The organism is Streptomyces sp. NPDC014727, from assembly GCF_043083485.1.
In the GTDB taxonomy this organism is placed as follows: Bacteria; Actinomycetota; Actinomycetes; order Streptomycetales; family Streptomycetaceae; genus Streptomyces.
Genome location: NZ_JBIBYR010000039.1, coordinates 49618 through 60796 on the forward strand (window position 1 = coordinate 49618; position 11179 = coordinate 60796).

At 69.2% G+C, this 11179-nt stretch carries 8 protein-coding genes; 4 read left to right on the forward strand and 4 right to left on the reverse strand.

The window, feature by feature from the left end:
• Positions 1 to 99 precede the first annotated feature (99 nt).
• A complete protein-coding gene (locus tag ACF1B9_RS34895) occupies positions 100 to 1002 on the forward strand; it encodes a LysR substrate-binding domain-containing protein (RefSeq protein ID WP_391746493.1) in 903 nt (300 codons plus the stop codon).
• 347 nt (positions 1003 to 1349) lie between these two features.
• Entirely contained in the window at positions 1350 to 3149 is a 1800-nt protein-coding gene (locus ACF1B9_RS34900; RefSeq protein ID WP_391746492.1) for an AMP-dependent synthetase/ligase, read from the forward strand.
• Positions 3150 to 3181: 32 nt separating this feature from the next.
• On the opposite strand, the gene ACF1B9_RS34905 is transcribed toward ACF1B9_RS34900, so the two are convergent.
• Genes ACF1B9_RS34905 through ACF1B9_RS34915 form a run of 3 tightly spaced genes read right to left on the reverse strand, consistent with a single transcriptional unit; the run spans position 3182 to position 7830 of the window.
• Positions 3182 to 5245: a PQQ-dependent sugar dehydrogenase gene (locus ACF1B9_RS34905; RefSeq protein ID WP_391746491.1), complete on the reverse strand. Its 2064-nt coding sequence runs from the start codon at positions 5243 to 5245 to the stop codon at positions 3182 to 3184.
• A gap of 11 nt (positions 5246 to 5256) precedes the next feature.
• Positions 5257 to 6768: a glycosyl hydrolase family 8 gene (locus tag ACF1B9_RS34910; RefSeq protein WP_391746490.1), complete on the reverse strand. Its 1512-nt coding sequence runs from the start codon at positions 6766 to 6768 to the stop codon at positions 5257 to 5259.
• A 9-nt stretch (positions 6769 to 6777) separates the two neighbouring features.
• Entirely contained in the window at positions 6778 to 7830 is a 1053-nt protein-coding gene (locus tag ACF1B9_RS34915; RefSeq protein WP_391746489.1) for a chitinase, read from the reverse strand.
• Between the two features lie 344 nt (positions 7831 to 8174).
• On the opposite strand from ACF1B9_RS34915, the gene ACF1B9_RS34920 reads away from it, so the two are divergent.
• Positions 8175 to 9011 carry an aldo/keto reductase gene (locus ACF1B9_RS34920; protein WP_391746488.1) on the forward strand — a complete coding sequence of 279 codons (837 nt, stop codon included), beginning with the start codon at positions 8175 to 8177 and terminating at the stop codon, positions 9009 to 9011.
• 88 nt (positions 9012 to 9099) lie between these two features.
• Positions 9100 to 9576, forward strand: coding sequence for an RICIN domain-containing protein (locus ACF1B9_RS34925; protein ID WP_391746487.1), 477 nt, complete (start codon positions 9100 to 9102; stop codon positions 9574 to 9576).
• A gap of 522 nt (positions 9577 to 10098) precedes the next feature.
• On the opposite strand, the gene ACF1B9_RS34930 is transcribed toward ACF1B9_RS34925, so the two are convergent.
• Positions 10099 to 10674 carry a hypothetical protein gene (locus ACF1B9_RS34930; protein ID WP_391746486.1) on the reverse strand — a complete coding sequence of 192 codons (576 nt, stop codon included), beginning with the start codon at positions 10672 to 10674 and terminating at the stop codon, positions 10099 to 10101.
• Between the last annotated feature and the right edge of the window lie 505 nt (positions 10675 to 11179).

Sequence of the window (11179 nt, forward strand, 5' to 3'; positions counted from 1 at the left end):
GGTTCCGGTCGTGCCCTGCCCATCCTGCTCTCGAGCGAGGCGATCGGGAATCCCGCACACCGCTCTCACTGTCATCACGGTTCGCGATAGCCTGGCCTCATGTACGACCCCGCGCAGCTGCGCACCTTTCTCGCCGTGGCCCAGACGCTGAGTTTCACGCAGGCCGCCCGCCGGCTCGGGGTACGGCAGTCCACGGTGAGCCAGCATGTGCGGCGACTGGAGGACGCGGCGGGGCGCCAGCTGTTCACCCGGGACACGCACCGGGTCGATCTCACGCCGGACGGCGAGGCGATGCTCGGTTTCGCCCGGACGATACTTGAAGCCCATGAGCGGGCCGCGGCTTTCTTCACCGGCACCCGGCTGCGCGGGCGGCTGCGGTTCGGGGCCTCCGAGGACTTCGTGCTGACCCGGCTGCCGGAGATCCTGGAGTCGTTCCGCCGCGACCATCCGGACGTCGAGCTGGAGCTGACGGTGGAGCTGTCCGGAACGCTGCACCAGCGACTGGCGGCGGGTCGGCTGGATCTCGTCCTCGCCAAGCGGCGCACCGGCGACACGCACGGAGAACTGGTCCGGCACGACGCGCTGACCTGGATCGGCGCGCCCCGGCTGCGGATCGACCCGGACCGTCCGGTTCCGCTGGTGCTCTTCCCGCCGCCGGGCATCACTCGGGCCCGTGCCCTGGAAGTGCTGGAGGAGCACGGCCGGCCCTGGCGGATCGCCTGTACGAGCACCAGTCTCAGTGGACTGATCGCGGCGGCCCGCGCGGGGCTCGGCGTGATGGCTCACAGCCGGGGGCTGATCCCGCCGGGCCTGGCGCCGGTGCCGGCCAGAGCGGGGCTGCCGGACCTCGGCGACGTGGACTTCGTCCTGCTGCACGGCCGCCGCCGGGACGGCGCCCAGGAGGCCGCGGACGCCCTGGCGGCGGCGATCCTGGCGGGCGGCGACCGGCTGATCCGAGATGTCGGCACGATCGGTTCGCTCAGCGGCCGGGTCGATGCATGACCGTACGCCGCTACGGGGAGAGCGGACGGTCGCGGTGGCGAGGCCGGGCCGGCGCGGCGCGGGTCGGCCTCGCCCCATCCGCGGACCAATGCCCCCGTATCCACCCGGAACGGGAGTGACCGCGACGTACAGATTCGGTGGAGATTCCGCCTTCGGCCGCTTACTCCGTGGTCTCAGCCACGCCCGAGCCTTGCCCATCTGGCCGGATTTCGGTGGCTGACCTGTGCATATGCCACGTTGTCCGCCGGTTCGGGCCCCTCCCGCCGCGCCGTCCTGTGGGGTAGCGTCACGGCGCTGTGCGGAGCGCCACAAGGAGCAGGTCATTGCGCGAGTTCACTGTCCCACCCATGGCGGCCGCGCCCCTCGTGGGCGGGTTGGCCGATGTGGTGTTCGACTACGCCGAGGAGGATCCGCACCGGGTCGCGCTCGGCCGGAAGGACGAGAACGGCCGCTGGCGGGATGTCGCTGCGGCGACGTTCCGCGACGAGGTGTTGGCGCTCGCCAAGGGGCTGATCGCGCACGGCGTCAGGTTCGGCGACCGGGTGGCCCTGATGTCGCGTACGCGCTACGAGTGGACGCTCTTCGACTTCGCCCTGTGGACAATCGGGGCCCAGTCCGTACCGGTCTACCCGACCTCCTCGGCCGAGCAGGTCTTCTGGATGCTGCACGACGCCGACGTGTCCGCCGTCATGGTCGAGCACGAGGACCACGCCATGACGATCGCCTCGGTGATCGACCGGCTGCCCCGGCTGCAGCGGCTCTGGCAGCTCGACGCGGACGCGGTGACCGAGCTCGTCGGCGCGGGTGCCCGTGTCGAGGACGAGGTGGTGCACCGGCACCGGCGCGCGGTGACGCCCGAGTCGGTGGCGACCATCATCTACACCTCGGGGACGACCGGACGCCCCAAGGGCTGTGTGATCACGCACGCCAATTTCATGTTCGAGACGGACACCATGGCATCCCGCTGGCAGTCGGTCTTCCGCTCCAGGCCGGGTGACGAGGCCGCCACGCTGCTCTTTCTGCCCCTGGCGCATGTCTTCGGCCGCATGGTCGAGGTCGCCGCCGTGCGCGGCCGCGTGAAGCTGGGCCATCAGCCGGAGCTGTCGGCGAAGGCCCTGATGCCGGACCTGGTGTCGTTCCGGCCGACGTTCATCCTGGCGGTGCCGTACATCTTCGAGAAGGTCTTCAACGCGGCCCGGCGCAAGGCGGAGGCCGAGGGGCGCGCCGGGCCGTTCGACAAGGCCGTGGACATCGCGGTGAAGTATGCCGAAGCGATGGAGGAACGGGCGTTCGGGGCGAGTCCCGGGCCGTCCGCCGGACTGCGGGTGCAGCACCAGCTCTTCGACAAGATCGTGTACAAGAAGGTGCGCGAGGCGATGGGCGGCCGGATCCGGCACGCCATGTCCGGCGGTTCGGGGATGGAGCGGCGGCTCGGGCTGTTCTTCGAGGGCGCGGGCGTCACGGTGTACGAGGGGTACGGGCTGACCGAGTCGACCGCGGCGGCCACCGCCAATCCGCCGGAACGCACGCGGTACGGCACGGTCGGGCAGCCGATCCCCGGCACCACGGTGCACATCGCCGAGGACGGCGAGGTGTGGGTGCACGGCGCCAATGTGTTCGCGGGCTATCTCGGGGCGCCGGAGGCCACCGACGCGGTCCTGCGCGACGGCTGGCTGGCCACCGGGGACCTGGGGGCGCTCGACGAGGAGGGCTATCTGACGATCACCGGCCGGAAGAAGGAGATCCTGGTGACGTCGGGCGGCAAGAGCGTGTCACCGGCCGGTCTGGAGGAGCGGGTACGGGCACATCCGCTGGTCGCTCAGTGCATCGTCGTCGGCAACGACCGGCCGTACATCGCGGCACTGGTCACGGTGGACCAGGAGGCGGTGGACCACTGGCTCGCGATGCAGGGGCGGGCGCCGATGAGGACGGAGGAGCTGGTGCGGGATCCGGACCTGGAGATGGAGGTACGGCGGGCGGTGGTGGCCGCCAACACGGCCGTCTCGCAGGCCGAGTCGATCCGTACGTTCCGGATCCTGGCGCATCCGTTCAGCGAGGAGCACGGTCTGCTCACCCCGTCCCTGAAGCTGAAGCGCAAGGCGATCGAGACGGCGTACGCGGTGGAGGTCGACGCGCTGTACCGCTGAGGCACGGCCGCGCCCCAGCGGTACAGCACGGGTTACGTGATCGAGATGCGGAACAGCTTGTCCGAGCCGTCCGGCTGGTTCCCCTTGTTGTCGCAGTTGGTGGTGGAGAGCCAGAGCTGGTCCTGGCCGGGCACCTGGGTGACCGTGCGCAGTCGGCCGTAGGTACCGACGTAGTAGGCGCTCGGCGTGCCGAGGTTCTCGGTGTCACCGGTGATGGGCACCCGCCACAGCCTCTCGCCCTTCAGCGCGGCCATGTAGATGACGTTGCGGACGATGGCGATCCCGCTGGGCGAGGCTTCGGAGACGCTCCAGGTCTTCTTCGGGTTGGTCATTCCGGCGGTGGGGCAGCTGCCCTCGCAGACGGGCCAGCCGTAGTTGCTTCCCGGCTTGATGAGGTTGAGCTCGTCCTTCTTGCTGTCGCCGAACTCCGCCTCCCACAGGCGGCCGTTGCGGTCGAACGCGAGGCCCTGCGGGTTGCGGTGGCCGTAGCTGTAGACGTAGTTGCCGAACGGGTTGCCGGGAGCGGGCCTGCCGTCCGTGGTCATCCGCAGGATCTTGCCGTTCAGCGAGTTCTTGTCCTGGGCGAGGTCGGGGGTCTGGGCCTCGCCGGTCGAGGCGTACAGATAGCCGTCGGGGCCGAGGACGAGCCGTCCGCCGTTGTGGTATCTGCTCTTCTTGATCCCCTGGAGCAGGACCGTGTATCCGCCGAGCGAGGTGCCGTCGTACGTCATGCGGGCGACCCGGTTGCCCTCGGACGCGGTGTGCATGAAGTACACGTAGTGGTTCGTGGACCACTTGGGGTCGACGGCGACGCCGAGCAGGCCGCCTTCGCCGTCGGTCGTGACGGCCTGGGGCACGGTGCCGACCTGGGTCCTGGTGCCGCCGGGGGTGACCTTGAAGACCTTGAAGCTGTCCCGCTCGGTCACGAGCGCGGTCTTTCCGTCGGGCATCCAGTAAGTGCCCCAGGGGATGGACCAGCCGGTGGAGACGGTGGCGATGCCGGACGGTACGCCGCCGTCGGTGGCGCAAGCCGGGGTGGTGAAGGTGACGGTGTTGCCGGGCGGCGAGGTGTTGCCCGCCGCGTCCTTGGCGACGATGTCCAGGGCGTAGGGGCTGGCGCAGGCGAGCCCGGTGAGGGTGGTCGTGGTGGCAGGCGGGGTGCCGGACACGGTCTTGTAGACGGTGCTTTTGCTGCGGACCTCATAGGCGGTGACGGCCCTGTCGTCCGTCGAGGCGCCCCACTTCAGGACGACGCTGTTGGCGGTGAGGCCCGACGTGGACAGGGTGCCCGGCGCCGAGGGCGCGGTGGTGTCGGAGCTGGGCAGGGTGGTGCAGTCCACGATCGGACTGACCGACGACACATGGCCGGCCGCGTCACGCGCGAACACGGTGATGTCGTACGTGGTCCCGGCCGTGAGCCCGGTCAGGTTCTTCGTCGTGACGTTCCCGGCCGCCTCGGCGAGCTTGTTGCCGTGTTCGTAGATGTCGTACGCGGTGACGCCCACGTTGTCCGTCGCGGCGCCCCAGTTCAGCGTGAGGCTGTTCTCGGTGATCGCCGAGCAGCTGGGCTGCCCCGGTGCGGTGGGGGCCTCGGTGTCCGGCGGGGCGAGCGTGAAGTCGACGTAGTCGAGGTTGGGCAGCCCATCGGCCGTCGTGGACGTCAGCCGGATCTTGTTGCTGCCCGCCTTGACCGGGGTGGTCAGGGTGGAGGTGGCCCAGGTGTTCCAGTCGGTGGTGGCGCCGAAGGGGCGGGCGGCGGAGACGACCGTACCGCCGACTGCGACATCCGCGGCCCGGCCGGCCGTCGTCCCGTTGGAGTACCGGACGGCGATCCTTCCGGTCCCGGCGGAGGCGGCGGTGACGGTGAACTCCACGTAGCTTCCTGCGACGTTGTCGCCGTTGACGAAGCCGGTCCCGGAGTAGCCGGAGTGGTTGGACTCCACGGCTCCCCGCACGATCGTCGCGGACTCCGCCTCGTACCGGGTGGCTGCCGCGGAGGCGGATTGCGGGACCGCCTGCACCAGGGCGGTGCAGAGCAGCGCCACCACCGGCACGGCCGCCCTTGTGCGTAACGCGGTGAGCGTTCCGATCTGCATCTGAACCTCCGTCAGGGAACCCAGTAGTTGCCGGATGCGACGATCATCGACTGCAGTTGGACGCTTCCGCCGTAGTACAGCTGCGGGTCGATCGAGGTGGTGGCGAGCTTGTTCCAGAGAGCGTCGAGCCAGGCCTGGGAGCCGGAGTCGGTCAGCGCGGTCACGACGAACGGGGCGGTGAACGCCATGTCGTCGCCGCTGTCGAAGGAAGTGCCGTTGAGGTGGTATCCGGTGACGATCTTCTTCGGGTCGCCACCGGTCTTCGACTTGATCCAGGAGTTGAGCTTGCGTGCCGAGGTGAGCGACGCGGCGTCCCCGCTGGTGACGGCGTCGGTGCCGATGCGCCACGGGTCGCGGCAGGCGTTCCAGGAGTAGTCGCCGTCGTTGGGGCCTTCGAGCACCTCGCCGACGGCGGGCTTGGGCGTGCTGTTGGTGTTGACGACGAAGTCCGCCAACAAGCCTGTACTGCCAGCGTACTTGGACTGCTGACCGGTGATCAGATTCTGATGGGCCGTGCGCACGGTGTCCCAGGCACTGTCGCCCGTGGCCTTCTTGAAGGCGCGGAAGTGGTCGATCATCCAGTCCGAGGAGCGGGTCATCCAGTAGTGGGACTCACCGGAGTCCGACCAGTCACCGAGCAGCATGAGGTGGGTGGTCGGGTTGACCTCGCTCTTCTTGATGGCGTTGATGTGCTTGACGGCGAGATCCTTGTAGTTGTACGTGCCCGTTGAGCCCCACTGCCTGTCGGCGAGGAGCAGGCCGTAGGCGACGTCGAGGTCGCCGTCGGTCGCCGAGTCCGATCCGTCGACGCTCTTGCAGGAGGCGTCCTGTTCAGCGGCGAGGAGGTTGGCGTTGTTGACCGAGGGATGGGCGAGCATGTACTTCACCATGCCGTCGAAGACGGTCTTCGCCTCCGGGTCCGCCCCCGCCATCGTCGCGGTGACGACCATGCCGTAGCCCTGGGCCTCGGCGACGTAGGGGTGATCGGCGTCCGGCGAGATGACCTCGTACCAGCCGTTTCCGCAGTTCTTCCTGACGAACGCGGACTTCCAGGCGTTGTAGGTCTTGACCACGGCCTGGTCGAGCGTCGACTGCGAGCCCGACGGCTTCAGCGTCCCTGCCGCGTAGGGGAATTGATGGCTGCCGAAGGGCACCGCGGGGCCACCGGCGGCGGGGACCTCGATGTCCAGGTGGTCGAGGTTGGGGCCGCCGTTCGCGGTGGTCGTGGTGGCCCGGACGGTGTTGGCCCCGGCGACCGGCTGCGCGGGGACGGTCTTCGTCGCCCAGGTGTCCCAGGATCCCGTCGCGCCGAACGAGACCCCGGAGGCGACGACCGTACCGTTGACGCTGATGTCCATCGGCCGGTCGGTGGCGGTGCCGTTGGCATAGCGGATGGTCCCGCTCTCCGCCGCGTAACGGGCGGTCGCCGCGGCCGCGGGCGGCGCGGCGAGCAGGGGCAGCAGCAGCCCGGCGGCGGCGAGTGCGGTGGCGCCGATGGTCGGCGTGGTCGAAGTGATGCGCATCGGACCTCCTCAGCCCTTGTACTGGACGACGATCCTGGTGAAGTCGTACGGGGACTGGGACACCCCGCTGCAGGCGTCCGCGTCGCCGCCGGAGCCGCAGGCACGGTCCCGGTTGACGGACCAGAAGGCGAAGCGCGCGATGTGGTGCTGCTGCGCGTAGCCGAGGATCGTCCTGAAGTCGGTGGTGGTGACGGTCTCGTCCGACTCGTCGGTCTTCCCGTTCATCGAGGAGACCCCGATGTGCCGGTGGGCCGCGTCGTCGCTGTATCCGTAGGCGCTCTTGACGGCGGACTTCAGTCCGTCGAGTGCGCTCACCGTGGCCGCGCCCATGGTGCCGGTGTGCCCGCCGAAGTCGAACGGCATGACGACCCAGCCGTCGTTGTCCAGGCCTGCCGCGGCACCCCGCTTGATGAGGTCCTTGCCGTTGGCGTCGGGCCCGGTCGGGGTGGTCCCCATGGTCACGTACGTCACGATGCCCGGGTTCCTGGTCTTGACGATCTTCAGGGCGTCGACCACCCGCTGCCGCACGGTCGCCTTGGAGAACTCGGTGTCCTCGATGTCGATGTCCAGCGCCTTGAGACGGTAGGCGTCGATCACCTTCTGGTACGCCCCGGCCAGCGCGGAGGCGCTGGAGCATTTCTCGCCCAGCTTGTTGCCGCTCCAGCCGCCCGCCGACACGACGATGTCGCCACCGGCCGCCCGGATCGAGTCGATGGCGGCCTGGTCCGAGCCGCCGGTCAGCGCCCGGTCGCCGTCCCACTTCGGGTTGCAGGTGCCGTCCGAGAGGACGAAGGCGAGCGTGAACCACTTCACGCCCGTCGCCGCCATCACATCGGCCGGCTTCTGCGGGTTTCCCCAGCCCAGGTACTCGTACGGGGCCGCGGCCATCGCGCCGGGGCCGACGGCGGTCGCAGTGACGGTGGCGGCCGGGGAGCCGGCACCCGGAGCCCGGTCCGCCGTGGCCGCGGTGGCCTTCGGGACATGGGCGAGCAAAGGCAGAAACAGACAGCTGAGGCCCGCGAGGACGGCGACGGTACGACGTGGGGGTCGGTCAACGTGCACGGGTGCTCCCTTCCCGATCGACGTTAGGAAAGGTTCCTAACCATCAGTGCATGGGATTCCCTGGAGAACGATCTGTCAATGCTGCGCGTGGGCCCAAATATCAAAATCCGTACGTGAGTTCGCAGGATTTCGGACAGCTCGGGCACGAACCGACGATGTCGCGTCACGTCCGGGACGAGGCCGGGCCGCACCGAGCGGGGCCCGGACGCGGCGAGGCCGACGGACCGGGATCACCGTGGGCCGGACAGAGGGCGGCCACGGACACCGGCCCCGCGGGGAATGTCCGGCCCTCCGTGATCGTTGACCTTGAGAATGCCAACCGACGACGTAAGGATCGACCGCTCGTGAGCAAGGTCCCCTCCATCACCCTCAACAACGGCGTCGAAATGCCGCAGCTCGGTTACGGTGTCTGGCAGGTCCCGGACGACGAGGCCGCGAGGACGGTCGCGACAGCCATCGAGTCCGGGTACCGGAGCATCGACACCGCCGCGATCTACGAGAACGAGAAGGGCACCGGCCGGGCCGTGGCGGCCTCCGGCGTCGCCCGCGAAGAGCTCTTCGTCACGACGAAGCTGTGGAATTCCGAGCAGGGCTACGACTCCACCCTGCGCGCCTTCGACGCCTCGCTCGACAGGCTGGGTCTGGACTATGTCGATCTGTACCTGATCCACTGGCCGGTCCCGGCCAAGGACGCCTACATCGACACGTACAAGGCGTTCGAGAAGATCTATTCCGAAGGCCGGGCGAAGGCCATCGGCGTCTCGAACTTCCTTCCCGAGCACTTGGAGCGCCTGCTCGGCGAGACCTCCGTGGTCCCGGTGATCAACCAGATCGAGCTCCACCCGCAGCTCCAGCAGGCCGAGTCGCGCGCCTTGCACGCCAAGCACGGCATCGCGACCGAGGCCTGGTCCCCGCTGGGCCAGGGCAAGGGGCTCCTGGAGGTCCCGACGGTCGTCGCGATCGCCCGGAAGCACGGCCGCACACCGGCCCAGGTGGTGCTCCGCTGGCACATCCAGACCGGCAACGTGGTGATTCCGAAGTCCGTGACGCCGTCCCGGATCGTGGAGAACCTCGATGTGTTCGGCTTCGAGCTGGACGCCGACGACCTGGCCGCGTTCGCCGCGCTGGACGAGGGCAAGCGCCTCGGCCCGAACCCGGGCGAGTTCAACCTCGGCGCCTGAGCCGCGCGACCGCACATCGACGGCGACACCGACCGCCGCCCGGCCGACGAGCCGGGCGGCGGTCCGCCACGCAGGGAGGAACGAGAGCATGAGCGGGGACGGCGCACCGGTCGTCGCAGCGGGCCGCTACCGGCTGCGCAACGTGGGCAGCGGTCTGCTGCTGGAGGTGTACGGCTCCGCCAAGGGCGGCGGCGCCCCGGTACAACAGGGCGAGGAGAACGGTTCGGCGGCCCAGCACTGGCAGCTCTCGCCCGTCCACGAGGGCGCGGCGCTCTACCACCTGGTCAACGCCCACAGCGGCAAGCGCCTGGACGTCGCCAACGCCTCCACCGAGAACGGCGCCGTGGTTCAGCAGTGGCGTGCCAACAACTACGGCGCCCAGGAATGGCTGATCGAGCAGCACCTGGAAGCTCCGGGGGTGGTGACGCTGGTCAGCTTCATCAGCGGGCTCGTCCTCGAAGTGGCCGACGGCAGCACGACGGACGGCGCCCGGGTCCAGCAGTGGGAGGACACCGACTCCCCCGGTCAGTGGTGGCAGTTGGAGCTGGCGCCGGACAGCCCTTAGGGTCTTTCGTCCGGATCACACCGGGCGGGTCACGGATCAGGGGCGGACGGGCTACACACTTCGAAGGCTGTGCAGCCGCGCTCCTTCACCCGTCCGGACCAAAGTCCGCTGTTGGGGGCGTGTCGGGGCGACGCGCGATTCCCGGGGCCTCCACGTCCGCCTCCCGGTGCCGATCGGCCCGTCCACAGGAGCGGCCGGGTTCCCGACGACCGTGACGCGGGGCGGCGTCCGCCGCGTCGGCATCGGGTTCCGCAGCCCTGCCGCCGGTCCTTGCCGAGAGCCGAAGGCCACAGGCCACGCGCGACGCGGCCCTCATGGCCCGCTGGCAACGCCTCATCCTGCGGCTTTAATATGGCTTGGCCGGTGAATGGGTTGTCAGCGTTGGTCAGGTGTGGGCGCCTGGAACCGGCGTGCACCGGTTCCGGACGCCCGGCTGGAACCCCGGCCCGATTCCGGCGGGCCGGGGTTCTACGTCAGGCCGGTGACGAGGTCACCGACCTTGGCTCGGTACGACGGGTCCGGTCACCACTTGCCCTCGTTGTGGCGCTCGAGCACCCGGAAGCTGCCCACCACTCCGTTCTCGACCCACACGCCGCCCCGGACGTGGCCCGGGAACACGCCGTCGCTGGAGCTGTGAGGTCCGACGGTGGCGATGGGGGCACCGTTGTCGCAGGTGACCCCGCGGAAGACCTCGACGGTCCGGCGGCTGTCGTTGCGGATGTTGAGGCTGGTGGAGCCGAGACCGCTGACCACGGTGATGCAGCCACCCGGTTCGCCGGAGTACGTGCGCTCGTTGATGTGGATCCGGCCCTCGTAGTGCTCACGGCCTTCTTCGTAGCCACGACCCTCGTAGCCACGACCCTCGTAGCCACGACCCTCGTAGCCACGACCCTCGTTGCCCTTGCCCTCGCCGCCCTTGCTCTCGTTGCCCTTGCCGGCGTCGCCGCCGTCGAGAGCCGAAACGGGAGCAGCCTGCTGGGCAACCGCGGCGGCCTGGGCCGACGAGGAGGGGGCAGCGGAGGCGTAGGTGATGCCGGTGGCGGCCAGGGCCGCGGCGGCCGCGACGGCGGCTGTAACGATGGTGGAACGGGTAACCATGTCGCTTCTCCTGTCTCAGAGAGGTCGGCTGGGCAGTCGACCCGGGATGAACGTACTGACGGCTCCCATGACTTTCATATCGGACACGTTGAGGGCCGACGCCGGGGCGGCCGATCGAGGGACAAAAAGTACACCAAATGCTATTTCCATATAATTGGATAAGCTTCCAATCGTCTTTCTCCGTAGGTGAATTGATGTCCAGTTAGCCTGTAAGGGCGACTTTCTGACACCCCCTCACTCCGGCGGCAGCGTGTCACCTCTTGACACGCCCCGGGCGAGGCGGCGAGCGGTAGCGCCGGAGGAGTCGAGCGGGTCCGTGAAGGCCGGCCCACCCGGGACCTTTCCGGCACACGCGTACCCCGGTCGTGGGCCGAGAGGGGTTTTCAACTGCTGGGCATCGAGGTCGGGTGGGTGAGCGTAACCATGTGCGAGTGAGTGTCGTTGTCAGGGCGTGAATCTGACGGAGTGGGCGAAGACGCAGGGTGTGCATCCGCAGACCGCGTAT